Source organism: Vibrio sp. 10N.247.311.51, from assembly GCF_041467855.1.
GTDB classification, from domain to species: Bacteria; Pseudomonadota; Gammaproteobacteria; order Enterobacterales; family Vibrionaceae; genus Vibrio; species Vibrio coralliirubri.
In genome coordinates this window covers 96,688-123,400 of sequence record NZ_JBFSVK010000016.1, presented here as the reverse complement: position 1 = coordinate 123,400, position 26,713 = coordinate 96,688, and the positions used below count along the sequence as shown (strand labels likewise).

Annotated in this window: 23 protein-coding genes; 3 read left to right on the top strand and 20 right to left on the bottom strand. The window is 44.1% G+C overall.

Annotated elements, in window-relative coordinates:
- Nucleotides 1-43 precede the first annotated feature (43 nt).
- The 8 genes from AB6E85_RS15515 to fabB all read right to left on the bottom strand — a co-directional run bounded on the left by AB6E85_RS15515 (nucleotide 44) and on the right by fabB (nucleotide 13,060).
- Nucleotides 44-619 carry an SPOR domain-containing protein gene (locus tag AB6E85_RS15515; protein ID WP_052878957.1) on the bottom strand — a complete coding sequence of 192 codons (576 nt, stop codon included), beginning with the start codon at nucleotides 617-619 and terminating at the stop codon, nucleotides 44-46.
- Nucleotides 620-1,882 carry a bifunctional tetrahydrofolate synthase/dihydrofolate synthase gene (gene folC, locus AB6E85_RS15510; RefSeq protein WP_372143166.1) on the bottom strand — a complete coding sequence of 421 codons (1,263 nt, stop codon included), beginning with the start codon at nucleotides 1,880-1,882 and terminating at the stop codon, nucleotides 620-622.
- Between the two features lie 42 nt (nucleotides 1,883-1,924).
- Nucleotides 1,925-2,851 (bottom strand): acetyl-CoA carboxylase, carboxyltransferase subunit beta, encoded by a 927-nt coding sequence (gene accD, locus AB6E85_RS15505; protein WP_017062348.1) that lies wholly within the window; start codon nucleotides 2,849-2,851, stop codon nucleotides 1,925-1,927.
- 176 nt (nucleotides 2,852-3,027) lie between these two features.
- On the bottom strand, nucleotides 3,028-3,822 hold the full coding sequence (gene truA, locus AB6E85_RS15500) for a tRNA pseudouridine(38-40) synthase TruA (RefSeq protein ID WP_004734161.1): 795 nt from the start codon (nucleotides 3,820-3,822) through the stop codon (nucleotides 3,028-3,030).
- 193 nt (nucleotides 3,823-4,015) lie between these two features.
- Complete coding sequence (locus AB6E85_RS15495) at nucleotides 4,016-8,998, bottom strand: FimV/HubP family polar landmark protein (protein WP_372143165.1); 4,983 nt, start codon at nucleotides 8,996-8,998, stop codon at nucleotides 4,016-4,018.
- Nucleotides 8,999-9,205: 207 nt separating this feature from the next.
- A complete protein-coding gene (locus tag AB6E85_RS15490) occupies nucleotides 9,206-10,219 on the bottom strand; it encodes an aspartate-semialdehyde dehydrogenase (protein WP_372143164.1) in 1,014 nt (337 codons plus the stop codon).
- A 12-nt stretch (nucleotides 10,220-10,231) separates the two neighbouring features.
- On the bottom strand, nucleotides 10,232-11,365 hold the full coding sequence (locus AB6E85_RS15485) for a 4-phosphoerythronate dehydrogenase (protein WP_048611503.1): 1,134 nt from the start codon (nucleotides 11,363-11,365) through the stop codon (nucleotides 10,232-10,234).
- A gap of 483 nt (nucleotides 11,366-11,848) precedes the next feature.
- Nucleotides 11,849-13,060, bottom strand: coding sequence for a beta-ketoacyl-ACP synthase I (gene fabB / locus AB6E85_RS15480; protein WP_372143163.1), 1,212 nt, complete (start codon nucleotides 13,058-13,060; stop codon nucleotides 11,849-11,851).
- 128 nt (nucleotides 13,061-13,188) lie between these two features.
- Here fabB and mnmC point away from each other — a divergent pair, with 128 nt between their 5' ends.
- Complete coding sequence (gene mnmC, locus AB6E85_RS15475) at nucleotides 13,189-15,267, top strand: bifunctional tRNA (5-methylaminomethyl-2-thiouridine)(34)-methyltransferase MnmD/FAD-dependent 5-carboxymethylaminomethyl-2-thiouridine(34) oxidoreductase MnmC (protein WP_372143162.1); 2,079 nt, start codon at nucleotides 13,189-13,191, stop codon at nucleotides 15,265-15,267.
- 178 nt (nucleotides 15,268-15,445) lie between these two features.
- Here mnmC and AB6E85_RS15470 read toward each other — a convergent pair whose 3' ends face one another.
- The 3 genes from AB6E85_RS15470 to AB6E85_RS15460 all read right to left on the bottom strand — a co-directional run bounded on the left by AB6E85_RS15470 (nucleotide 15,446) and on the right by AB6E85_RS15460 (nucleotide 16,947).
- The gene (locus AB6E85_RS15470) at nucleotides 15,446-15,967 is read right to left on the bottom strand and encodes an NADPH-dependent FMN reductase (RefSeq protein WP_017070306.1); all 522 of its coding nucleotides are present in this window, start codon (nucleotides 15,965-15,967) and stop codon (nucleotides 15,446-15,448) included.
- Between the two features lie 176 nt (nucleotides 15,968-16,143).
- Nucleotides 16,144-16,407, bottom strand: coding sequence for a YfcL family protein (locus tag AB6E85_RS15465; protein WP_017063425.1), 264 nt, complete (start codon nucleotides 16,405-16,407; stop codon nucleotides 16,144-16,146).
- A gap of 9 nt (nucleotides 16,408-16,416) precedes the next feature.
- On the bottom strand, nucleotides 16,417-16,947 hold the full coding sequence (locus tag AB6E85_RS15460) for an elongation factor P hydroxylase (protein WP_048611495.1): 531 nt from the start codon (nucleotides 16,945-16,947) through the stop codon (nucleotides 16,417-16,419).
- Nucleotides 16,948-17,246: 299 nt separating this feature from the next.
- Here AB6E85_RS15460 and AB6E85_RS15455 point away from each other — a divergent pair, with 299 nt between their 5' ends.
- Complete coding sequence (locus AB6E85_RS15455; RefSeq protein ID WP_004734183.1) at nucleotides 17,247-17,870, top strand: trimeric intracellular cation channel family protein; 624 nt, start codon at nucleotides 17,247-17,249, stop codon at nucleotides 17,868-17,870.
- Nucleotides 17,871-17,983: 113 nt separating this feature from the next.
- Here the strand turns inward: AB6E85_RS15455 and aroC are convergent, their stop codons facing one another.
- The 9 genes from aroC to AB6E85_RS15410 form a co-directional block, all read right to left on the bottom strand.
- Nucleotides 17,984-19,069: a chorismate synthase gene (aroC, locus tag AB6E85_RS15450; protein WP_004734182.1), complete on the bottom strand. Its 1,086-nt coding sequence runs from the start codon at nucleotides 19,067-19,069 to the stop codon at nucleotides 17,984-17,986.
- Between the two features lie 223 nt (nucleotides 19,070-19,292).
- Nucleotides 19,293-21,515 carry an Ig domain-containing protein gene (locus AB6E85_RS15445; RefSeq protein WP_372143161.1) on the bottom strand — a complete coding sequence of 741 codons (2,223 nt, stop codon included), beginning with the start codon at nucleotides 21,513-21,515 and terminating at the stop codon, nucleotides 19,293-19,295.
- 166 nt (nucleotides 21,516-21,681) lie between these two features.
- Entirely contained in the window at nucleotides 21,682-22,254 is a 573-nt protein-coding gene (locus AB6E85_RS15440; protein WP_228012695.1) for an ECF-type sigma factor, read from the bottom strand.
- A gap of 36 nt (nucleotides 22,255-22,290) precedes the next feature.
- On the bottom strand, nucleotides 22,291-23,640 hold the full coding sequence (locus tag AB6E85_RS15435; RefSeq protein WP_372143160.1) for a serine/threonine-protein kinase: 1,350 nt from the start codon (nucleotides 23,638-23,640) through the stop codon (nucleotides 22,291-22,293).
- Nucleotides 23,641-23,777: 137 nt separating this feature from the next.
- Nucleotides 23,778-24,239, bottom strand: coding sequence for an IucA/IucC family protein (locus tag AB6E85_RS15430; RefSeq protein ID WP_372143159.1), 462 nt, complete (start codon nucleotides 24,237-24,239; stop codon nucleotides 23,778-23,780).
- Nucleotides 24,197-24,508: a hypothetical protein gene (locus tag AB6E85_RS15425; RefSeq protein ID WP_372143158.1), complete on the bottom strand. Its 312-nt coding sequence runs from the start codon at nucleotides 24,506-24,508 to the stop codon at nucleotides 24,197-24,199. Before AB6E85_RS15425 ends, AB6E85_RS15430 begins: the two co-directional genes overlap by 43 nt.
- Nucleotides 24,509-24,540: 32 nt before the next feature.
- A complete protein-coding gene (locus tag AB6E85_RS15420) occupies nucleotides 24,541-25,116 on the bottom strand; it encodes a nitroreductase (RefSeq protein WP_372143157.1) in 576 nt (191 codons plus the stop codon).
- Complete coding sequence (locus AB6E85_RS15415; protein WP_372143156.1) at nucleotides 25,103-25,405, bottom strand: iron chelate uptake ABC transporter family permease subunit; 303 nt, start codon at nucleotides 25,403-25,405, stop codon at nucleotides 25,103-25,105. The genes AB6E85_RS15420 and AB6E85_RS15415 overlap by 14 nt, the downstream gene beginning before the upstream one ends.
- A complete protein-coding gene (locus AB6E85_RS15410; protein ID WP_372143155.1) occupies nucleotides 25,405-25,965 on the bottom strand; it encodes an iron chelate uptake ABC transporter family permease subunit in 561 nt (186 codons plus the stop codon). The genes AB6E85_RS15415 and AB6E85_RS15410 overlap by 1 nt, the downstream gene beginning before the upstream one ends.
- 27 nt (nucleotides 25,966-25,992) lie before the next feature.
- On the opposite strand from AB6E85_RS15410, the gene AB6E85_RS15405 reads away from it, so the two are divergent.
- A complete protein-coding gene (locus tag AB6E85_RS15405) occupies nucleotides 25,993-26,601 on the top strand; it encodes an IucA/IucC family C-terminal-domain containing protein (protein ID WP_372143154.1) in 609 nt (202 codons plus the stop codon).
- The last annotated feature ends 112 nt before the right edge of the window (nucleotides 26,602-26,713 follow it).

Genomic DNA, 26,713 nt, shown 5'->3' with positions numbered 1-26,713 from the left:
TGGCGCGCATTTTAACAGAAAAAATGCTGACGCAAACGTTTTCTTATGGATTTAACGGTTTAAATTTGAGCAATTGGCCTTTTGAACCCGTAATTTTTTCTAATTCCTTAATTTGTCGCTCAAGTTTGGATTTAGAGACATCCGGGCCAATAATTACTCGCGTAAAAGTTTTTTCTTGCTTGGTGTGAGCCTGATAACCGCGCTTTTGCAGATCCTTAACAACGTTTTTTGCGTTGTCAGCATTCTTCAAAGCCATCAATTGAATAATCCAAGCACTGTCTTGGTATTCATTTTTTTCCGGTACTGGCTTAACCACGACTGCCACTTTGTCTGCTTCTTTATTATTGGAAGAAGACGCGGTTTGCGTGTTTGAATTGTCAGTACGACCACTTTCAACCACTTGCTCAACAGGAGAATCCGGTAGCGCTATCTGATCTTCAACGGGATCGAGTACTTCAAACACTTCAACATTACTATCAAGCTCAGGCTTAATAGGAATGCTTGCAAACTCTTCTTTATAGTGGAGCTTCTTACCATCTAGCACATCGGGCAATACGATCACGCCAATGGCCACTAAAATGATGGTGCCGACTAATCGGCTTTGGAATTTACTTGCCATTTAGTTTCCTTTTTTCTGCCAATGCTCCAACACTTCACCCACGGTATGGAAAGAACCGACAACCAACACAACATCGTCACCTTTAACAGAAGCTAAAGCCGCTTCAAACGCTGTGACAGGGTTTGAATGCTGCTCTACGCCTTCAGGTAGGCTTTGACACAATTCAGAAGCTGTCGCTGCGCGTGGCCCTTGCAATGAAGCTGGGTACCAATGAGTTGCGATTGGTGCTAATACTTCCAATGTTGCTGGAATATCTTTGTCATGAAGCATGGCGACTACAACGTGTAAATTTTTACCTGCATACTTCTTCGTAACTTGCTGCGCAAAGTATTCAGCAGAATGCGGGTTGTGCGCCACATCAAGCACAATCACGGGTTGTTCGCTAATTTGCTGCATACGCCCTGGAAGCTGCGCATTCTTCATGCCGTTAACCACGTTCACGTCACTAATACTAAGCTCTGATGTGCCCAATGCCATCAACGCTGTTGCCGCGTTAGGTAACGGCAGGCTTGGAATAGGTAGCGATTCTAGTTGGAATGCACCACTGCGCCAGTTCCACGTATCACCGTCAACATCATAAGTGTATTGAATACCGACTTGGTAGAACTCAGCCTTAATGTCATCAGCGTGCGCCGCAACCGTAGCCGGTGGCTTGGGTTGACCACAGATAGCTGGTTTACCGCTGCGATAAATGCCCGCTTTCTCAAAGCCAATCACATTGATGTCATCACCTAGCCAGTCAACATGGTCGACAGCCAAACTAGTAATCACAGAAACATCATGCTCAACGATATTGGTCGCGTCTAAACGCCCGCCTAAACCCACTTCTAAAAGCACAACATCAACCGCTTCAGTTTGAAATGCGCGTAACGCCGCTAAAGTGCCATATTCGAAAAAGCTCAGGCTGATTTCGCCACGCTCTTTCTCAATGAAATCGAAAGACTGAACCATCTTTTCATCAGATAGATCTTGGCCGTTGATACGAACACGTTCGTTATAGCGAATTAAGTGAGGAGAGCTGTAGACACCAACTGAATAACCAGCGTCCAATAGAATCGCTTCCATCAGTGCACATGTTGAGCCTTTGCCATTGGTTCCGGCAACAGTAATAACATGTTGAGCAGGTTTGGTGAGGTTTGCCTTAGAGGCGACGGCCTGAACTCGGTCTAATCCAAGATCAATAGCGCTTGTGTGGATGTTTGATAAATAATCAAGCCACATCTCCAAAGAGGATGTGGCTTGAGGAATAGGTTGTTGACTCATCTAACTCATAACCATAATAAAGTTGGTTTGTTAGAAGGTACTTTACCCTTTTTCTGGCGCTTCTGGTACTTCATAAGTAGCTTCATTCGGTGAATCGTTCACAGAAACTACTAATGGTGAAGGCTGGTTGGTCATTTTAGCAACAAGGCTTGCAACGCGCTGACGCATCTCACGACGGTCAACGATCATGTCGATAGCACCGTGGTCTAGTAGGAACTCACTGCGTTGGAAACCTTCAGGAAGGTCTTCACGTACCGTTTGTTCGATTACACGACGTCCAGCAAAACCGATCAGTGCTTTTGGCTCACCAATGTTGATATCGCCAAGCATTGCCAAACTTGCAGAAACACCACCCATTGTTGGATCAGTCATGACTGAAACAAACGGTAGGCCTTTCGCAGATAAACGCTCAAGCGCAGCACTGGTTTTCGCCATTTGCATTAGAGACATCAATGCCTCTTGCATACGAGCACCACCACTTGCAGAGAAACACACTAAACCACAGTTGTTCTCGATAGCAGCATCTACCGCTTTCACGAAACGAGCACCAACAACAGAACCCATTGAGCCGCCCATGAATGAGAATTCAAAAGCACACGCTACGATAGGTAAACCCAGTAGTTCGCCTTTCATTGCAACTAATGCGTCTGTTTCACCACTGTTCTTTTGAGCAGCAGAGATACGTTCTTTGTAACGCTTGGAGTCTTTAAACTTCAGCTTGTCTTGTGGCTCAAGATCAGCACCTAGTTCAACACGCTCACCTTTGTCTAGGAATGTATCCAGACGGCGACGTGCTTTCATGCGCATGTGATGGTCACATTTTGGACATACTTCTAAGTTACGCTCTAGTTCAGCATGGTACAGAACCTGCTCACAAGAAGTACATTTAGTCCAAACACCCTCAGGGATAGACGCTTTACGAGATGTTACGATGTTGCTTTTTTCTAGAATCTTTTCAAGCCAACTCATGGAAGACCTTTTTGTTTCGATTCTTCCGCTTGATTGCGAAAGAAATAAATTTGGGAATTATGCGTGGGAATTAAAGCACATAAAACAGCGACTGTAGATAAAAAACTGGTTGTACCTATTTTCTGGGACTATCTTACGCACTAAACCGTAATAATTTTTGAACCTAAGTCTCACATTTAGTTCAAATTATCCGGTAAAAATAGAGGGCCAATTGGCTCTCGTGGTAGCTCAAAATGTTCAGGATAATCAACATCCACCAGATACAAACCTTCCGCTTTTGCCGTCGCGCCGGCTACTTTTCGATCTTTAGCTTCTAAAAGCCACTGGATCCACTCTGGTTTCTGCTCACCTTTACCTACGGCAATAAGGCTACCAGTAATATTCCTCACCATGTGGTGAACAAACGCATTCGCTTTAATATCGATCACAATGTAGTGTCCATGGCGAGTCACGTTCAAGTGAATCATGTTTCTCCATGGGCTACGAGATTGACAGTGTGTTGCCCTGAACGAAGTGAAGTCATTCTCACCAAGTAAGTACTGACCCGCTTCATGCATTTTTTTCTCATCAAGGTGACCATGATAATGGCTCACGCCTGAATTCAAAATGCCTGGGCGTAGTGCATGGTTAAAGATAATGTAGCGATAACGGCGAGCTGTTGCCGAGAAACGAGCATGGAAATCCTCATTCACTTCTGTCGCCCAACGAACCGCAATGTCTTTTGGCATGTTGGCATTCGCGCCCATTGTCCATGCCACCATTTTACGATCGACATTAGTTTCAAAGTGAACGACTTGTCCCGTACCGTGAACACCGGCATCTGTACGACCTGCGCACATAACTTCTACAGGGTGATTCGCGACAACTGAAAGAGCCTTTTCCAATTCTTCTTGGACACTTTTCACGTCTCGTTGGCGCTGCCAACCAAAGTAGTGGGTACCGTTATATTCAATACCTAAAGCAATTTTCATGTTCTTGTTCTCTTTGAAAATGGGCGAGAAGTATATACGGAAATCAGTGCTAGCCCAAACAGGATGGAGCTAAAACTTAAATAAACAATCAGCATCGACCGAGACGATGCTTCTTAAAAACCAAATCAAACAATAGTGCTCTGCATCGCCTTAAAATAAAGGGTAGCCAACGCTACCCTTCTGATTTGTCAATTTATCGACCGTTTAACGTATCGATAAGATTTTTTGCCTCTCGACGAATATCATCGCTGCCATCAACGATTGCCTCTTCTAGAAGCTTAATTGCCCCTTGCGAGTCACTCATCTCGATGTAGATTTTGGCCAAATCAAGCTTACCCGCAGCTTCTGCATTGCTGTCGACATCATAATTGCCAATATCACCGATAACATCAGGGAATTCGTTTAAACCAACATCCAGTTTAAGCTCTTCATCGTCTGGATTAATGACTTCTTCACCTTCTTGCTCGACTTGAGCCATCAGTTCATCAATCGTCATGTACTGCTTATCACGACTGTTGCCTGATTCGGTTAGGTTGTCTTGTTGAGCCCAATTCTCTTCTTTGATCTTCGGTTCAGCTTGCTGTTCAGCCGACGCCCAAATCTCTTGTTGGTCATCAGGCACATCATTATGCATGCTCGATTGTTGCTCTGGCGCTAGGTTAAAGCCTTTCCAGTCTTCGCCGCCAACTTCAAGCATTGCGTCAATATCTAGCCCTGCGCTATCAATCGAAGTTGCGTCCAATGGCTTATCGAACATGTTGTCGACAGAGTCTTGAACATCTTCAGAAAGCAACTCAGCTAATGCTGTCTCATCAAAGTCATCAAAGCCTTCTAGTGGCTCATCTTGAACCGATGCAGGCGTTGAGTTTGGCTCTGAAGCCGCGCTCAGTGATTGTTCTGGCTGTGCAAAGCCAGCCGGTTCAGAGTCTTCAGCATTCGAGAAATCATCAGCCTGACTGTAGCTCTGCGGATTTGAGAACAGATCATGCAACGCATCTTGCTCTTCGCCTTGTGGGCTGAAAGAAGTCAGTGGTGTTGGCTTCTCAGCAAACGCATCAGAGATGGCTTCATCTTCACCATATTCAGGTAAATCAAGCTCATCGAACTCTACGCCTTGGTCTTCCGCCACCGGCTCAGCATTGCTTTGCTCAATATCATCTAAAACAGAGTCCGCTTTTGCGCTTTCTTCATCGTACTCAGGAAGATCAAGATCATCGAACTCGAACTTCTCGGTGTCAGGCGCTAAGTCTTGCTCTAACTGCGCTTCATCAGGCTCACTCACCACTTCTGCTAACGCGTCTTCTTCACCAAACTCTGGAAGTTCGAAGTCATCGAATGAGAACTCTTCTTCGCTTTCTGGTTGCGCAGTTTCAGCCTGTGGTGCAGTATCTAGCTGAGGCTCAGCGGTTGGTTGCGATTCAACACTTGATTGAGAGTCTATAGCAGGCGTTGCTGGCTCTGGTGTTGATTCAGCATCAGCTTCCGCTAGTGCGTCTTCTTCACTAAACTCTGGTAAGTCGAAATCATCAAACGAAAACTCTTCGTCGTCTCGCGCCTGAGCTATAACTTGGGCTTCAGTTTGAGGTTCAACACTTGGTTGAGCATCAATAGCTGGCGTTACTGGTTCTGCTGTTGATTCAGCATCAGCTTCCGCTAGTGTGTCTTCTTCACCAAACTCTGGTAGTTCAAAGTCATCAAACGAGAATTCTTCTGCGCTTTCTTGTTCTGCTATTTCTGCTTGTGGTGCAGCTGCTTCAGCTTCCGCTAGTGCATCTTCTTCACCAAACTCTGGTAGTTCAAAGTCATCAAACGAGAATTCTTCTTCGCCTTCTTGTCCTAGAACTTCAGCTTGTTCTGCTACTTCCGCTTGTGGTGTAGCTTCAACTTGCGGTTCAGCATCTAACTGAGGTTCAGCGACTGGTGTCACTAGCTCTGGTGTTACGTCAGTTTCCGCTAATACTTCTGGTTCAGACGCCTCGTCTTCAATCAGCCAATCGTCGTCTTGTGGTACACCGAATTCATTTGGAATGATCTCTGGCATATTTGCAGCTCGAACTGGCTCTGGCTCTGGCTCTGGCTCTGGCTCTGGCTCTGGCTCTGGCTCTGGCTCTGGCAAGGATTCAACGACATCTTCAAATTCGTCGCTACCTTGAATTTTAGGCTCAAAGTCAAAATCAGAGTCAATGTTCGCTGGCGACTCTACATCGTCGATGGCTTCAGCTAACCAGTCTTCAACCGTTTCTTCTTCATCTTCAGAGATATCGTTCAAAGACGATGGCGAAGCTTGCTCTTGTACGTCGGCTTCTTTCGGCTCTGGTTGTTGTTGTGCGGTTTCTTCTTTAACTCGCTCTTCAAAATCTGGTTTGTCAAAATCAGAATTCTCAGATAACAGCGAGTCGATATCCAGTTCATCATCTTCGACCGATGATGCGGTTTCTTGCGCTGATACTTCGTCGCTGTCTAAAAGAGACGCTTGCTCTGGTTCAACCGTATTGTCAATTGATGGTTCAACAGGCTCTTCTATTGCTGGCAACAAATCATTGTCATCAGAAGTCATTAACTCATCAATCAACGCCTCGTCTGTTGTTTCTAGAGAGTCATCAAGCAAAGCATCCGTTGCCGGTGCGACACCGAACAAATCATCGATAAAGCCATCACGATTAAAGGCTTCATCATTCTCTGGCTTAACGTCAGCGCTGTCTTGAATCAGTTCCGAATCTAACGATTCATCAGTAACGACTTCAGGTTGTGGTGTTTCACTAATGTCCGATGCTTGCTCAGGCTCACCTTCAGATGTTTCAGAGGTTAACGGAGTAAGCTCAACGTCTGAGTCCTTTTCAGGCTCCTCATTGGCGTTGTCCAAACCAAAGGCTGCGTCTAGCTCTTTATCAAACGCCTTATCTTCAGATTCAAGTTCGTCTTCAATGCCACTTGTCAGTAAGTCATCAAATGGGTCTAGAGATTCTGATTTTGATGCATCCGCTGAAAGCTCATCATCTGACAATTCACCATCAAGGAAATCATCCAATAAGTCGGTACTTTCGGCGTCGAGTTCGAAATCATCGTCGTCAGAGTCACCTATTAATTCATCCAAGGTTTCCGTGCTGTCTTCTGCGATGTTGAGGTCATCATCGGTCGATAAACCAGAAAGCTCTTCAAGCTCAGACAGAGAATCAAAGCCAAGAGATTCGCTTTCAGACTCATCATCCGAATCGTCCCCTAGCATCTCATCAAGAAGGTCTGTCGAGTTACTTAGGTCTACGTCATCGCCTGCCAGTTGCTCATCAAGCAGGTCAACGCTGTCTTGAGGTTCTTCATCTACGATTGGCTTATCGAACTGAGACAGAATGTTTTCGATATCATCGTCAGACGCCAAACCATTGTTTAGGTTAGTGGCAATCTCATCGTCGCTATCGAGGTTGAAAGGGTCATTCGCTTGATCGTTCTGAGCGGCAACTTGGGCAAAGATGTCATCAATATCATCATTCGCTGTTGGTGACGCAGGCTCAGGCTCAGGGGACTGTTGTTCAGAGATTAGAGCATCAATATCAAAGTCGTCATTACTCAAATCAGCAGGCTTGGTCTCACTTTGTTGCTCAGAGATAAGCGCATCGATGTCAAAATCATCGCTTGCTGGTGTTTCAGTGCTAGAAGGCGAATCACTTTGCTCTTCCGAAATCAGAGCATCAATATCGAAGCTATCATCATCTTCGTCATCAAGAGCAAACAGATCATCTAATAAAGATTGGTCTAGCTCGTTGGAACCGAGATCTTCAGTTTCAGACTCTTGAGATAGTAAAGCTTCAATGTCATCCGCAGACATTGCGTTATCATCAGAAAGGTCGAAGTCGACATCATCAGTATCGACGGCACTTTCCGCTGTTTTGTCTAGCGCACGCTCCATCTCTTCAAGGCCAAGCGCTTTCTCTTCACCATTAACACTAATGCCGTTGCTGCTGTCTAAATCTAGATCGTCGAAGTTGGTGTCTAAATCACCGTTTTCGCCAATGCTGGCGAACGGGTCATCGTCTTCACCATCTAGATTAAAATCGAGATCAGATTCATCTAAGCCGGCAAAGACATCGTCTTCCTCAGCTAGCGCTTGATCGTCAAACAACTTGTTGGCGTCATCTTCCGTACCAAACAAGTCATCGTCTAAAGACAGCTCGTTAAGGTCATCCATCTCGTCGCCCAATGTAATAGGCGCAACGGTGCTTGGTTCTGGCTGAATCGGTTGCTCTTGAGCAGTTTGCTGTTGCTCATCATTTTTAGAACGACGGCCTAACAGCATCACAACGATCAAACCAATTAGCAGGCCTGGAATAATTGCCAGAGCCGCTACTAACCAACCATTCGATAACAGTTCGTCCATGGCACTTGGTGCCATTTTTTCAATTTCGGCGTTCTTTCTGCGCTCTTCATCAAGCAGTTTTTCCACTTCGCTACGAATGCGGTCTTCATCGCTGAGCTCAGTTTTTAGCTCATCCACTTCCGATTGAACATTCGATAACATCAAACGAAGTTGGTGGTTTTTCTCTTCAAGTGACAGTAATTCAGTTTCTGAAAGCTCTAGCTGCTTCTCTAACTTGTTCATCTCTTGAGTTGGAGCGGATTGAGCTAGAGATGATTGAGTTGGAGACAATGGCTTTTTAGCGACTTCAGCAGTGCTTACTTGTTTAACAGGAGCAACATTTTTTGCATCAGAACTCGACGCTTTGGGTTTTGAAGCGACAGGCTTACTTGCAGGAGCATCAAGCTTAGCAAGATGTGAGTTCATGATGTTGATAGCTTGCTGCGTCGAGCTTGCACGTGCTTGCTCTAAAGAAGGCACTCGTAAATTACTGGCAGGCAGCAGGCTATGGATATTCTGGTTTTCAAACGCTTGTGGGTTTAAGCGATAAATAGCCAACAGAGTTTGTTGGACTGACACGGAGTTATCAGGGCGTAACTTTGAAGCAATAGACCACAATGTTTCTGAGCCGCGAGTTGGACCATAGAAACGTGAAGGCTCAGCGCTATTCGATTGCGCTCTTTGAAGTGGTTCTGAAAACGTAGGCGCTGATTGTATCTGGCCATTAGGCCCTACAACTCGAATGGAATCTGCACGAACAACGGAAATCTGAGTCGCAATGATAAAGGCAAAAGGCATTAACCACGGCTTGAAAATTTGAAACATAAAAGGCTCAGCTAGGTGCTTAAATTCGGAAAAGTGATGATCTATTAAATATATCGGATAAATGACGTAAAACTATAGGGATGAAAACAAAAAATGTGTTGCAGCAACAATATTCGCAGCAATTTCACACAATTTGACTAACAATATTTTTAATCGATTAAAAAAGCCCCACTAAAGAGTGAGGCTTGTTTATCAAAGCAATAAAGCTTAGAAGTAATCGCGAATCAGAACTTCAGCGATTTGAACTGCGTTTGTTGCTGCGCCTTTACGAACGTTATCAGCGACAACCCACATGTTCACGCCGCTGTGATGGCTGATGTCGTTACGAATACGACCAACCATTACGTGGTCTTTACCACCTGCATCACGAACTTGAGTTGGGAAGTCTAGCGCTTGGAATACTTCAACACCTTCTGTGTTCTCTAGAAGCTGTACCACTTGCTCTGCAGCGATTGGTGCGCGAGTTTCAATGTGTAGAGATTCTGCGTGACCGTAGAATACTGGTACGCGAACACAAGTCGGGTTCACTGTGATTGAAGAGTCAGCAAAGATTTTTTGAGTTTCCCAAACCATCTTCATCTCTTCACGCGTGTAGCCGTTCTCTGTAAATTCATCGATTTGAGGAATACAGTTGAAAGCGATCTGTTGTGAGAACGCTGAGTTTTCAGCTGGCATGCCGTTAAGAAGCTTAGCCGTTTGACCCGCTAGCTCATCGATACCTGGCTTACCTGCACCAGACACTGATTGGTAAGTTGAAACGTTAATACGCTCAAGGCCCACTTCATCGTGAATTGGTTTTAGTGCTACAACCATTTGGATAGTAGAACAGTTAGGGTTCGCAATGATGTTGCGATTACGGAATTCAGCAATCGCTTCAGGGTTTACTTCTGGCACAACCAAAGGAACATCGTATTCGTAGCGGAAGCGTGATGTGTTATCGATAACAACCACACCTTCATCCGCAGCAATTGGAGCCCAACGCTCAGAAAGCTCGCTACCAGCAGAGAAAAACGCAATATGTACTTGAGACCAATCGAAGTCTTCTACGTTTTGTACTTGTATTGTTTTGCCGTTAAAACGGGAAGTTTTGCCTTCACTACGTTCACTTGCTAGTAAGTGCAGTTCACCGACAGGGAATTTACGCTCTTTAAGTACTTCAAGAATGGTTTCACCAACCGCACCAGTAGCACCTAAAATAGCAATATTAAATTCTTGGCTCATTGTTTCTCTCTTTTATAAAGTTGGCTTTACCATAAAACCGAGTTTAGATAACGGCGTTAAATTACAAGATTCGTCGCCCGTTAACTCGACAGCACTGTACTCTCTGCGGTCCCAATATTCTTTACGCATCTTGTCAAAAGAACCCGGCGTAGCGATATTGCGACGGAATAAGGCGTCGTCTTTGCGCACATCATAGATCAACTGAGTCAAATTGTGCAGTGTTGCTTCATCCCAAGCTCTATCTAATTTCATTTGAGGTACAGGCGCTGTCGGCAATAAGTCGCTTGCATACGCACGCTGTTCAGTACCTAAAAACTCACAATAACTGTTGAAGATCATCGTGGTACCACGCGCTTTACCCTCTAAACCGTAGCCCGCTACGTGAGGAGTCGCAAAAGCAAGAAGTGGAAGAAGCTCAAAGTCGACTTCAGGTTCAAACTCAAACACATCAAGCACTGCGGTAAAACCATCGGCTTTTTGCAGGCGAGCTTTTAGCGCTTGGTTATCAACCACAGGACCGCGAGCTGCATTAATCAAGATTTGATCAGCACGTAAGTTGTTCAGCACTTGCTCATTGATCAAGTGATGCGTTGGAAACTCCCCCGTCTTAGTGATCGGTGTATGCAATGTAATAACGTCTGATTGCTCAAGCAGAGTCTCTAGCTCAGTAAATTCGCGAGTATCACCTTCTTGCTGTTTTAGAGGATCGTTCAGCAGAACTTTAATACCGATGCCTTCTAGGCACTTCGCTAAGTAACTGCCCACTTGACCACAGCCGATAATACCAACCGTTTTATCAAAAACAGAGAAGCCTTGTTGCTGCGCAAGCACCATCATCGCACTGAACGCGTACTCAGCAACACCCACCTTGTTACAGCCAGGCGCCGCAGTAAAGAAAATGCCACGCTCTTTCATCAATTCTTGGTCAACATGATCCATACCAGCCGTCGCAGTACCGACAAACTTCAGCTTATTGGCTTTGCTGATCAATGACTCGTTTACCTTAGTAACAGAGCGAATCATCAATGCGTCTACGTCAACTAGGTCGTCAGCTGTTAATGTGCGACCAGACTTCATTGTCACTTCCCCTAGCTGGCTAAAAAGCGCTTCAGCATAAGGCATATTTTCGTCGATTAAGATTTTCATTTGGCGAGTACTTTTGTTGGGGTCTATCGACCTAAATGTGAATTGAAATGATTGTGCAAAATTCCACACACGGTGTCGAGTAGCAATTGGAATACATTATAAATAAAGGGCTGAATCACTGAGTCTGCACAAACAACAGGCATAAGATTCCATACCCAAATATCAAACGGCTAAAACGAAAAATGCCCGATTGAATAAACAATCGGGCAAACATCCAGAACAAAAGGATCCTATCTCGCTCTCCAGGAGACAGAGTCTTGCGTCTGTTCAACCAGTACTAACCAAGGTCAGTACTGGTCAAGCTCTGGAAACCTTTCAATCTCTAAACCCAGATTTAAAAACTATGTTTAAAAAACACGTTTACAAACCTACGTCTAAAAACTTTGTTCTGATGGTCATTATTACTGGGTGACCTGTGCGTGTTGAATCTGCACTAGCGCAACCCTTTAACGATTAACCTTGTCTCTGTAACTCAAGCCTAAGTTAAGCTTGGTACTTTTTGATTACTAGCGTTGCGTTCGTACCGCCGAAACCAAAGCTGTTAGACATAACCGTTGTTAGCTCTTGATCACGAGCTTCAGTTACGATGTCTAGGCCAGCAGCAGCTTCGTCTAGGTTAGAAACGTTAATGCTTGGAGCGATAAAGCCGTTGTCTAGCATTAGCGTTGAGTAAATTGCTTCGTGTACGCCAGCAGCACCTAGAGCGTGACCTGTCATCGCTTTAGTTGCAGAAATTGCTGGGCTGTTGCCACCAAATACTTCTTGGATAGCGCCTAGCTCTTTCACGTCGCCAACTGGAGTTGAAGTACCGTGAGTGTTCACGTAATCAACGCCATCAACGTTTTGCATCGCCATCTTCATGCAACGAACCGCACCTTCACCAGAAGGAGCAACCATATCGTAGCCATCTGACGTTGCGCCGTAACCTACGATTTCACCGTAGATTTTTGCGCCACGAGCAACAGCGTGCTCAAGTTCTTCGATAACTAGCATGCCGCCGCCACCAGAGATAACGAAACCATCACGGTCTGTATCGTAGGTACGAGAAGCCAGTTCTGGCGTGTCGTTATACTTAGTAGAAAGTGCGCCCATTGCGTCGAACATCATAGTCAGAGACCAATCCAGTTCTTCACCGCCACCAGCGAATACAACGTCTTGCTTACCAAGTTGGATAAGCTCCATTGCGTGACCAATACAGTGTGCAGATGTCGCACATGCAGAGCTCATAGAGTAGTTCACACCACGGATTTTGAAAGGAGTTGCTAGACAAGCAGAAACCGTAGAAGCCATTGTACGTGGAACCATGTATGGACCAACGCGCTTCACGCCTTTCTCACGGATGATGTCTACCGCGTTTACTTGGTTTAGAGATGAAGCACCACCTGAACCCGCAACGATACCCGTGCGGTCATTAGATACTTGATCTTCAGTTAAACCAGAATCAGCAATTGCTTGCTCCATTGAAAGATAAGCGAATGCCGCTGCATCACCCATAAAGCGCATTTTTTTGCGATCGATATGGTCAGCAGGGTTCATTTTTAGGTTACCCCATACTTGAGAGCGCAAGCCATTTTCCTTGAACTGCTCTGAAGCGGTAATACCAGATTTACCCTCTTTCAGTGATGCTAAAACTTCTTCGACGTTGTTACCGATACTTGAAACAATACCCATACCGGTGATTACGACTCGTTTCATGTGACATTCCTATAATTCTAAATTCAGCTAGATGATAACTAAGAAGCCTAACAAAAGTGGTCAGCTTTCCTAGAAATTCGTACAATCCCTACCAACATATCGCTTCAAATCACAAAATGATAGATTTTATGACTTCAATTACTAATGCAGAACTGGAATGGAATGAGTCTGGCACGCCAGTTTCAGACCAATTTGACGACGTTTACTTCTCCAATGTTAACGGTTTAGAAGAAACTCGCTACGTCTTTTTAAAGCAAAACCACCTTCCAGAGCGTTGGCTTGAACATGAACAACGCCGCTTTGTGATTGCTGAAACCGGCTTTGGCACAGGTTTGAACTTTCTTGCAGTTTGGCAATGGTTCGATGCTTTTCTTAAAGATAACCCACAAGCGATGACCAAAGAGTTACATTTCATCAGTTTTGAAAAATATCCTTTAAATAATGAGGATCTCATCAAAGCACACCAATCGTGGCCAGAATTAGCCGAGTATGCGACGCAACTCCAAGAACACTACCCTATCGCTCTACCTGAGTGTCACCGCATTGTGCTGGGCGACGGTGCAATCACGCTTGATTTGTGGTTTGGCGATATTAAAGATTGCATGCCTAACGTACCAACCCCACGTGAAGGTTTGGTTGATGCTTGGTTCTTAGATGGTTTTGCTCCGAGCAAGAACCCTGAGATGTGGAATCAAAACCTGTTCAACGGCATGGCCAAGCTAGCAAAACAAGATTGTAGCTGCGCCACCTTCACCGCTGCTGGCTTTGTTCGCCGTGGCTTAATTGAAGCTGGCTTTGAAATGAAAAAGGTCAAAGGCTTTGGTACTAAGCGAGAAATGATTGCCGGCCGACTTGGCGAAAAGCAGGCTCATACCAACATCAAACCTTGGTATGGCCTTTCTAAACACAGTGAATCACAAGACATTGCGATTATTGGTGGTGGCGTAGCCAGTGCTGCATTAGCCAAAACGCTAAGCCGTCGTGGTAAAAATATCACCCTTTATTGTGAACACCCACAAGCTGCGGGCAATGCCTCGGGTAACAACCAAGGTGCGATTTACCCGTTGTTGAGTGAAGCGACCTCGAACGTGTCTCGCGTGTTTGGCCCAGGGTTACTGTTTGCTCGTCAATTTATTAATCAAGCGGCTCAGTCTATACAATTTGATCACAGCTGGTGTGGCGTGAACATCTTGATGTGGGATCAAGGCTCCACTAAAAAGCTCAACCGCATGTTGGAAGGCAACTTCCACACCGACCTAATTCAGCGTTTATCGCCAGAGCAAGCCAACGAAAAGATTGGCTTGCCGGTCGATAAAGAGAGTGTTTACTTTCCGCTGGGTGGTTGGTTAAGCCCTCTTCAACTGACTCAAGGCTTGATTGGCAAGTTAGAAGAGAACAGCCAAGTGTGCGCACACTATCAACATCAAGTAACGCAACTTGAGTGGCTCAAAGTTGAACAACAATGGTTACTGACGATTGAGACACCTCAAGGTGAGATGCAAACCAAGCACGACCAAGTAGTTGTCGCGAATGGGCACAAGTTCACTCAGTTTGAACAAACTCAGCCAGTACCACTGACTCCGGTTAAAGGCCAAGTGAGCCATATTCCGACCACGGAAAATCTCAGTAAACTAAAAACCGTATTGTGCTTTGATGGCTACCTGACGCCACAGAACCCAAACAATGGTCACCACTGTATTGGTGCGAACTACGACAAAACTAATATCGACCAAGAGTTTGATATTGAGGTTCAGCAGCACAATGGCGAGCGCCTACATGGGTCGCTACCAGACCAAGCATGGACAAAAGATGTCGACACCAGTGACAACTTAGCGCGCCAAGGTATCCGAAGCGTAAGCCGTGACCACCTTCCGTTTGTCGGAAACGTTGGTGACTTTGAAGCCATTAAGGAACAGTATCAAGATCTCCACAACTTCAACCCACAGCGTGACTCGGTTGAGGATGTTCAGACGGTAACAAGCTTCCCTAACCTTTATTGCTTTATCGGGCTAGGCTCACGTGGTTTGAGCTCTGCACCATTATTGGCTGAAGTATTAGCATCACAGATCTGTGGCGATCCGCTGCCCTTGCCTGTTGATGTGCTTGAGGCGATTCACCCAAGTCGAATGTGGGTACGCAGACTGCGTAAAGGCAAGGCATTAACGGCTGGATGGGTTGCTGACAAGCATTCTAAATCAAACCCGTAGTTTCTAGTCCAGCTATTCTGAACATCTGAACATCTGAAATTTCTGAATATCTGAATATCTGAATATCTGAATATCTGAAACTAAAAAGTTAAAAGCTAAAAAGCCCGAGCGACATTATGTCCCTCGGGCTTTTTGTTGTTCGTGTTGCTCTAAACTGATGCTCTAAACGAAGCTGTATTTACAGCTTAGCAACCGCGTCTTTAATCTGTAGAGCGATCTCTTCGTTGCTGATAGAACCAGATTCAAAATCAAAGTTATCGTAGAAGCTTGGTACTGAAACTGACGCTTGCACGTTGCCACCGAAGTAAGGTGCAGAACCTGTTGCTGCGCCAAGTACCGTTTGTGCGCCGCCAGGGCCCGGTGAAGTCGCTAGGTAAACCGCCGGCTTCTCGCCAAATACTGAACGCTCAATGCGTGTCGCCCAATCAAATAGGTTTTTATACGCTGCTGGGTAGTGACCATTGTGTTCTGCGAACGAGATAACAAACGCATCAGCTTCAGCTAGGTCGCGTAAGAATGCTTGAGCGCCTTCAGCTTGGCCGATCTCTTTTTCAGTGTCTTCACTGAACATAGGAACATTGTAATCGTTGATGTCTAGGACTTTAACTTCAGCACCTTCAATCAAGTTTGCTGCGTAAGTTGCTAGTGTTTTGTTGATTGAGGTAGAACTTGTGCTTGCGCCAAATGCGATAACTTTCATGATGTGACCTTTTCTGTAATTCCGTTAAGTGGGATTAGAATAACGTAGTAAGAAAATGTAACCATCACAAGAAATGAACGGACTCATTCAAAAATTTCGAACGAGTCTCAAATAAACCAGTTCGCTCAGCAAAATGGAAAGGAAGGGACTGAGCGGATAGTATTAATATATCGAGATTAAGCTTGGTTTTGTAGCTCAACCCAAAGGTCATTAACGATAGTGCGGTCTGCTGGTGTTAGTTCAGAGCGAGCGTCGTCTAGGCTCTGTTCAATACGAGCTTTTACTTCTGCCACATCTTCAATGCCTTCTTCTTCACATGAAGCCACAGAAAGAGAAATATGACCACGTAAGTAACCACCAGCAAACAGTTCATCGTCTGATGCGTTTTCAATGCGAGCATCAATTACTTCAAGTAGTTTTTCTTCAAATTCGATAATCATAATATTCTCTTATTTCACAATAAATTGGCTAGTACATAAAGGTTCTACATCGTAGAAGCTGCGTAATGCTTCAGAGAGCATTTTCACGCGAGGCGGAAGACCAGCTTCAAAGATACCCATGACTTCACTGTGTACTTTATTCATAAAGGCCAAACGATCTGGCTCAAAATCGCCGTGTAGATTGTCACAGCTGACATTAAAAGGAAAGCCCGCACTCATCGCAATGATCCATTCATACGCTTGTGGGCGAATTTCTACTTTTTCAAACTCAGCTTGAACCGCCTCAGTTCGACCATCAGGTTCATACCAATAGCCAAAATCTTCCAACAAACGACGTTCAGGCCCAGCAACACACCAGTGTGCTATTTCGTGAAGGGCTGACGCGTAAAAGCCGCGAGCAAAAACGATACGGTGATGAGAAATCTGTTCGTCGGCTGGCAGGTAAATAGGCTCGTCTGCACCCAGTTCGAGCTTGGTATTGTAGCTCTCGAAAAAGGTTTGATTGAAAATATCGATGATGTCTGAGTATTGGTGCGTCATAAAATCAAATTTAAGTAAAAAGAACTGGGGCATTTTGCGTTTTTTTCAGCGATCGGTAAAGCCCTATCACAAGCAATGGCATTGGGTTGACCCCAATACTTTACCGTGACAATCGATTGCAGATCCCAGATTACACTACTTTGAGGTGAATGATTAGTTTAGCTAATCTGAAATGCCTATTCACGGTACAAATATTCATTCGTCAATAAGCGTTTTTACTACTACACTCGCGCTTCATTTTTATATCCCTAAGGCCTATAAGACTCCAATTTATAGACCTATATTATAGAGCTACAGCAATGCTACTAAGTGTTTTGTATATCATTGGCATCACGGCAGAAGCCATGACCGGCGCTCTCAGTGCTGGCAAACAAAAAATGGATTGGTTTGGTGTAATGCTGGTTGCCAGTGCAACGGCAATTGGCGGCGGTACAGTACGAGATATCCTACTTGGCCATTACCCTTTAGGTTGGGTTGAGAACCCGCAGTATCTGGCAATCACCTGTATCGCAGGTGTTATCACTACAGGACTGGCTAAATGGGTAATCAAGCTCAAAGGGCTATTCATTCGTTTGGATGCACTAGGGCTTATCGTGTTCAGTATCATTGGTACTAAGGTAGCTATGACCATGGGTCTTCACCCTATGATCTGCATGGTATCTGCGCTAGTCACTGGCGTCTTTGGTGGTTTGCTGCGCGATCTTATCTGTCGTCAAACACCATTGGTATTGCATGAAGAGCTGTATGCGTCTGTCGCACTTGTCGCTTCAGGTTTATACCTAGGTTTGCTTGAGCTTGGCATCAACGACGTAACCGCGACGATTGTTACGCTTGTGGTTGGTTACTTGCTGCGCATGGCGGCCGTGCGATTCAAGTGGCGTTTACCTTCGTTCCAGCTTGATCCGGAAAGCTCGGTACATTAGATAATATATTCTCAATTACGCACAATATAAAAAGGGTTGCTTCATTACGAAGCAACCCTTTTTTGTTTCTATCAAAACAGTTTCAAATCTGTTCTGAATAAAACGAAGCAGAACTAGATTTTTGGCGTTTCAGTTGTCACACCAAAGTTTTGACCACGGTGACGTAGCAAGTGGTCAAGCAATACAATCGCTAACATTGCTTCTGCGATCGGCACAGCACGGATACCCACACATGGATCATGACGACCTTTAGTGATTAGCTGCGTTGCTTCACCGTCTTTAGTGATCGTGTCACCAGGAACGGTAATGCTTGATGTTGGTTTAAGCGCAATGCTTGCCACAATATCTTGGCCAGTAGAAATACCACCTAAGATACCGCCAGCGTGGTTGCTGCTGAAACCTTCCGGAGTTAATGGGTCACGGTGTTCACTACCGCGTTGATTAACCACATCAAAGCCATCACCAATCTCAACACCTTTCACCGCATTGATGCTCATTAGAGCGTGCGCGATGTCTGCATCTAGACGATCAAAGATTGGCTCACCAAGGCCTACAGGCACTTTAGTCGCAACCACTTGAATCTTCGCACCGATCGAGTTGCCTTCTTTTAGCAAGTCACGAATCAATTGGTCAAATTCCGGTACTTTGTCGGCATCTGGGCAGAAGAAAGCGTTGTTTTCAATCTCGTTCCAATCCACTTTATCAATTGAGATATCACCCATTTGAGAAAGGTAAGCTTGGATCTCAACACCAAATTCTTGTTTTAGGTATTTCTTCGCAATTGCACCTGCCGCTACACGCATTGCAGTTTCACGAGCTGAAGAACGACCACCACCTCGGTAATCACGCACACCGTACTTTTGATGGTACGTATAGTCAGCGTGTCCAGGGCGGAACTTGTCTTTAATTTCGGAATAGTCTTTAGAGCGTTGGTCTGTATTTTCAATCAATAGACCAATAGAAGTGCCCGTAGTTTGGCCTTCAAATACACCTGATAAGATTTTCACTTCATCCGCTTCACGACGAGCCGTTGTATAGCGAGAAGTACCAGGGCGACGACGATCCAAATCTCTTTGAAGGTCTGCTTCGGTAATTTCTAATCCTGGTGGGCACCCATCTACGATACATCCTAGTGCGATACCGTGACTTTCTCCGAACGTGGTCACGCGGAAATGTTGTCCGATACTGTTTCCTGCCATTACTTCCTCTAAATCAGCTATTGAGCAGAAGGTTTGATTCCTAAACCGACTGGCTAATAGCTTTACTTGTCTATTCTTCGTGAATTCATAGTGGCTTTATTACCAAATGATGTAAACCCCAAAAAACGAACAATTGTCAGTTTATCGAAAAATAAAAAAGGAAGCCCTATCGTGGGCTCCCTTTCAATCTATTAAGGTATGACTCAATAATGATAAACGTGAATTAGTTATTTTCGCCTTTCCACGTCATATTGAACTTAATTTCTTCTAGGTGTTGGAGTTCAGAAAACTGCATAATGCCGACAAAACTATACACATTCCCAACTTTTAAATTTTCATCAATATCAAAGTCGATACCTGCATAATTGACGCCATTTTCTTGTTTATCGTAACACTCGAAGCCGCCGTCCCAGCTATTGCCAGAATATGAATAAAAACGGTTACCTGACTCATCATAGCCACTGATGTAAAACTGTTTATAGAACTCTCTTAAGTCATCACAAGTAATATTATGCCCAGGGATATCAAAGAATATATCCGCATCATACTGGCCTTGATCACTTGAATTAGGTAACCCCATAGACATAGAAACATAGCCTAGCTCATACTGACCATCCTCAATACCTGGTAAGTACATTGGGAAATCATTGTCACCATCGTGAGTATCAGATTCAAGGTTGATACGAGCTTCAGCTAAAGACTTATTGCTGTACCAAGCAAGTCTTTGATGCTCTTCGTCTTCTTCAACAAATGACATCAACACCATTTTTGTACCTGAGCCCATTGTTGCATCAGCATCTTCAACAATTTTAAGGTGTATAATCTCTGATAGGATGCCGTCTTCTTCATCCTCCCAGCTCATTGTAAGTTCAACGATATCTTCTTTGATAACGTAAGAGCTTTCACTTTCTAAAGTATCCGCTTCACCACATGATTGCAGGTTATCTAAGCTGCGTTGATTAAAGTAAACTTTGCCATCACTTAAACGAATTGAATCACACCAGACTCTATCGATTTCATTAACACCGCTGTCTGTACCATCGTCTGAACCCCACTCTAAAAAGTGCCAAGTTTGGTTTTCTAACGGGTGACCATCTGCGGGTGGAGTGTAAGACTCATCGATAAGTGGGAAGCTTAACGTTGCCGAAACCCAATCACTATTTACGCCATCATTGACTGAGACAATCAGTGTTTCTGCACCCGCCGCAGCTGGACGCGGAATCAGGCCAGTAAAGCTCACTCTACCCTCATCATCCACTAAGGCATTAAAACCAGTGCGAGTGGCTGTCGATAGTGTAGTTTCTACTTTGTATTTAAGGTCATCTTCGTCGTTGAACAGCGTACTTACTTCCAGCGTATCCGTCAGCAACTCGCCTTCGGTTAGCATCCATGCATTCATCGTCGACTGCAGATTTGCAAGCTCGTCCTCATCCACAACTGGAGGCTCATTGTCAGTTAACACTGTCACTTCAAACGTCAGTGGATATGAACGTGCGTCGTACTCATCGGTTGCAAAGATATGGTAAACAAAGCTACCTGCCAGTTCTGGCTCGCCAGTGATGAGGCCCGTTAACGAGTCGATAGACAGGCCATTATTATCTTCAACATTACCATCACCATCAACTTCAACGGCTACCATAGTGAAAGTCATTTGATGACCTTCTGCATCCTCGAATTTGTTGCCAATATTGTTTGGTCGCCATGCTTCACCTAGCGTCAGTTTGACAGGTTCAGCAACTCCCACAACTTTAGGGCGCGTATTTGGCGTCACGCTAATGTCTCCACCACCCGATGGAATATCAATAATTGGCGAGTAATCATCAAGCGAGTCTCCAGCCTCAATCATCTCTTGTGTTGCCTCCGCCATCGCCTGTGCTAGTTTTAGCTTGGTGTCGATATCTTGGTCGGATTTATCAACCAGCACTTCACCAATCAAATTAAGTGCTTCTGCTTGCTCTGAGATATCTGCAATGTAGTCACCAAAGATAAGTGCTTGTGACACCTCAAGACCTTCGTCACCGGTAATCGCGGTAACCACTTGCTCCTCTGCCTCAGCCAAAGTGAGTTCAGAGTCTGCAGCTAGCAGTTTGTTCACCATATTAGTCATTGGGTTGATGATTGCGCCACTGCCCGCATTAGCCAGTGTGAAGCCGTCTTGAACCAGACCACGGTTGCTGTCTACAGTTTGCCCTTTGACCGCATCTATACATACTACAGCATTTCGATATTCCAAGCTTAAGTTTGCTTGGCCTTTATCGTCAGTCTTACCTTGAGGTAAGTCACACTCGCCATCTTGATTACTGTCTACCAATACATTAGCATTTGCTAAATAACCATCAATAGCCGTGATCGAAAACGTCGTTGGGTTGCTCGACGAATCGCTGTCTGAACCACACCCAACCAGAGCCATTGCAATTGACGCTGCGAGCAAGCCTTGCTTTTTCATTATTATTCCTTATTAAACCTATTCAATGAGTCTTCATACAGCCAACTTCAGTAGGCTGTAACAATTAAAACATCACTATTTTTAGAGGTTTACTTGGAACTCGCAAGGCACAGGGAATAATGGGAAACTCGTAAAATAAATTCTGATTTTTTCCAATTATGCGAAGTTAAGCCGCCAACTTATCATGGAGCCAACTCTTAGCAAATTTGAGGTCTTTATCAATCAGGCTGTTGCTGCAACCTAATAATTCACTGATCTCTTGATGCTTTAAACCAATGTAGTATTTTAGTTTTAATACATTGGATTGACGGGGGTAGTGATGAGTGAAGTCCATCAAGGATTTTTCTAGCTCTACACGCTTATCAAGAGATAAATACTCGATTGACAATGCGTTTTCAGCGAAGATTAAATTGTCTTCCTGGCGTTTATCAGCCTTCAACGCCCAAGAGTCGTTAATGAGAATATGCTGCATCGCTTTAACTGCCATTAAAAAAAAATCACGCGTACCTTCTATTTCACCTTTTCTTATAGACCCCACCTTTAAATACGCTTCATGAGTCAATATGGTCGCCGTACAGCTTGTATCATCAAGAGGCTTGTTAAATACCTTTGCGCTTTTATAACGACGTAATTGAGCCAACTCTTTGAGCCTAGAGTATGCCAATCGATACAGTTCAGCTTCAGACTCTTTACAACCATGTTGCCATTGAGAAATGAGTTCAGTAAGACCTTTTTGCATCTGCGGGTTGTTTGATTTCGACACAATTAATCACCTTTAAACAATCGGAGGATAAGTAACAACTAGAGACCCTATGGGTTCAATATCACCTGTTGCAATCCAAGAGTCGTATAATGTCTCATTAAACAACTCCCTATTAACTTCGGAGTTAATCCCTTCACCATAAACATCTACATCGACGACAATGTTATTTCGCGATCGAATAATTTCATCCCAATCCAGTAAAGAATTATTCAACGGATAAACCATCGATGTTGCGTCATATATGATCGAATCAAGCTGTAACTTCTGACTAATAATATTTTTAGCCTCGATTGAAAGAGCGACTAAGGCTGTAGTCAAAATTGCAATAAAAAAAGAGACATAAACAGTGCTGGCGGGATAACGTTGAATAAACTTAGTTGCCCTATAAACGCAATATTGGTTGCGATAATTTAATGGATAGCAGCACCTTACATTCTCTATATCACTGGCTAGGTCACGAACACTTTGATATCGACGAGTACGGTTCAAGTTGGTGGCATATTGATATACTCGGACTAAATCTCTAGGTGCTGTATCGTTTGGAAACATCTCTTGTAAAATTCGGCCTAAAGAGAAGACATCAGATCTTTCATCCAAGCTTTCACTTACAATTTGTTCTGGACTAGCATAAGTTCGACTTGCAGCGCGGAAAGAGTTACCCAAGGGCTCACTAGAACATCTAAGAGTTTGAGTTAAATTAAAATCGATAATCTTGGGAATCCCATGACTATTTATGAGTATATTTTCTGGCTTTAAGTCAGCATGTAGAACTTTCAGTTCATGCGCATACTCGATAGCAGAGCAAATATCTCGAAACAAAATGAGCTTTTGATCAAAAGAAAGGGGAGTGCTTGACAGGTATTCATCGAGTAAACAACCATCCACGTATTCCATTACAATATAAGCAAACCCTTTATGAAGGCCAGCGTCATAAACCTTAGTAATGTTAGAATGACTGAGATTTGCCATTATCTGAGCTTCAGTGAACAACGTTTCTTCACCTAAAATATCAAATGCTTCGGCGTTGAAAAACTTGACCGCGTAGTTATGTTCGAATAAATGATCACATCTAGAAGCAAAATAAACTACTCCAAAACCACCTTTACCTAACTCATGGCCAATCAAGTAGCGACCGTCAACGAGGTCATTTTCAAATGACTGAATCGTGAACGTTGAGGAAGATAAATGGACATCTAACAATTCACTCAAACATTGCTGATCATGAGCCACAAGTAGATCGGATACCCTTTGAGCGACTTCTGGGGAACCTTGGTTTAATTCCGAGAGCATTGAACGCCAATTTTTCGGATCCATATCAATCATTTGATAAAAAATTTTGGTACTACCGAGGTCTATATTCATTTTTGATGCCAGTAATAATCGCTACTCATATTATTATAATACAATATAAACCTGCTCACATAGCCTAGAAATGAATTGATACAGTTTTCGATGATTAGACACTAATAAACAATATATACATTGAAGGTGTCGATATTTCAGGTGTTAACGTATAGCACCTCAATAAGAAGATTAGATTGCCCTGAAATGCAAAAAACCTGACAATTTGCTTGTGCTTTTCGCCACTCTCTTGCTTGGAGCGGATGCATGGGAACTGGCATCCACTCTACATCTGGTAATGAAGAAGCACCTTGAGCGTGACAGCTCAGAAACATTTCTTTTAGTTCATATTTCAAACTCCCGGAAACGTATTCGCCAGCAAGCTTATCTTCTTTTACGGCAAACCATTCCACGGCGCATTCAGGTAAGTGCACTTCTTGCTCTAGTTGGTTCAGAGGCTCATTACACTTAGGTGCTGGATGCATACTGTGTCCACCACTAAGTGCCTGTTCTGATGTGATAAAACCTTGCAAATCATGTTTAGATTGACGCAAAGCCAATGCGGAAGATGCCCGCGTTACATTATCATTTGAGTTTTCAACACGTTGTAAAAACAGCATTTTTTATCTTTATCAACGTCAGGGAAGTAACGATCAACCAACAAAGAAGCAGCTCGAGAAAACGGTATTTGTGATAATTTATCTAGCTCTCGAAGCCGTACTTTTCCACTATATCGATGACGACCTGAGGCTGATACATAGGTAAGAGGAATCTCTAATTGCCCATGACTGTTCAAATCAACATGAATACTGTTGTCCTTAATTTGATAATCAGATGTTTCTAGCAGCAAGCTATTTAGGAAGTGCTGCATCGTAAGTAAATGCGTCATTTAACTCTATCTCTTAGGATTCATTTCATTATTTAATAGGTCGTCTGTGGCGACCATTTTGACGTCAGTGGTTTTGCGCACCATCTACGCTTTTTACGTGTTTCTGCAGGAGTACCTAGTACCAAGAAACCCACAGGAACATGACTCTCATTAAGGTGCAGATGTTCTTTCACATTTTGTAGATCCACGGCTTCCGTCGAATACCAAACGCTACCGTAACCACTGGCATCCGCTGCTAGGAGTATCATTTGGCATGCTGCAGCCGCCGAAAGGATCTGATCTTGTTGTGAGATCTCTTTGTGTGGTTTGATCTCTGCAGAGACCAACACCAGCATCGGAGCTTGGCGTAAATAACTTGATAGTCGTTTGACTTGCCCTTTATCTACATTCACATCAGACGCAACCCATGCGGCACTCAATAGTTCAACCAGAGCTTCAACTTGTTCATGCTCTATCACCAGAAAATGCCAAGGGTTAAGATTCACATGATCTGGAGTACTCATTGCGGTTTGCAATATGGTCTCTAAATCACACCCAGCCGGAGCTGGTAGAGATAACTCATGAACATGATAAGAGACACGTTGTTGAAGAAATTTAATCAATTCCATGACGTTGTTTTCGATATCCGATTAGTAGTAAAAGTAAGAAGTAAAGGCTTCCTAAAATAGACACGACCAAGCCAGCAGCTATTTCAGAAGGGGGCATAAGACTGCGTCCTATTCCGTCAACCCAAATTAAAAGAGACGCACCAGTAAGACCCGCGGCGGGGATCAGGTGAACATGACGATATAAACCCAATAGACGTGCGCAATGTGGCGCTAGCAAGCCAACAAAGCTAATCGCACCAACAGTTGATATTGCAACCGCCGTTAATAGAGCAGCAACCCCGAGCAGCACTAAGGGGTAAGAGCAACCCCCACGACTTGAGGAATCACTTCTCCTAAAGGCATGATGTCTAGGCTTCGTAGAATAGGAACCATAACAATGAGTGACAAAGCGAGCGTAATAGCCAAAGGCATAATGCTTTCAGCAGACGCGCCATAAGTTGTACCAGACAGCCACATGAGAGTGACCGTTGATGTTGTGCTACCGAAAGTCAACAAGATGTGAGTGGCAGTGCCAGTAAATGCAGAAATGACAATCCCAAACAGCGCGAGTTGAGAGACACTAAGTTGTGATTTGAGCCTCCAAAAAAGGAGTGCTATAACAGCGAGAGCACCGGTTAAACCGGCTAATACGATCATGTTGTGACTGGCTCCCGGGAAAACCACCAGCAGACAAGCGATCATTAAGACTGAACTGGTACTGACCCCTGAAATATCAGGGCTTGCTAACGGATTTCTGAATAGTGTTTGTAGCAAAGTCCCTCCGCAAGCCAATGCAAAGCCTGCAAGTCCTGCTAAAACAATCTGAGGTGCATTTGGGGTGAGCGTGCTGAGCACATCATTGCAGAACATAAACGTCCAATCACTATGGCAGCTTTGATGCAAGAAGACCTCAACGGAAAGCCTTTAATTGGCTCTCTAATCGATGCATCAGGTATCACTATTGAGCAGTGGCTAGAAAAACTGTTTAGCCATGTCGTCGTTCCACTCTACCATTTGATGTGCAAGTATGGCGTTGGTCTTGTTGCACATGGACAAAACATCACTCTAGTTCTAGAAGACAATATACCTTGTGGTTGTATTATCAAGGATTTCCATGGCGACTTAAGAATCGTCAATCAAGAATTTCCCGAGTTAAATTCGCTTGATGGATCTATCAAAGAAACCCTCACACGATTACCGCCACACTATTTGATCCACGACTTATTAACTGGTCACTTTGTTACGGTGTTAAGGTTTATTTCTCCGAAAATAGCGGCGTTGGGCTTCGAAGAGGTAGACTTCTATCGCTTATTACGTCGTGTCATTCAGGTGTATAAAGAACAACATTCACACCTTGAAGAGAGGTTTAATCAATTTGATTTGATGACTCCACAAATCGATAAAATTTGCATAAATCGAGTCAGATTTAAGATTGGTTATGGGGATACGAACGAAAGACCACTGCCCGACATTGGAAAGCCAATTAATAACCCACTCATGCAATAGCTTATGTTTTGGTAGCCAGAGGAGCTATCGCAAACTTTGAAGCGACAAGTTAAGATTTATTTGCCCACTTAATTGACCTCTGATCGTGGGCTTTTTTCACTTTGCCATACCG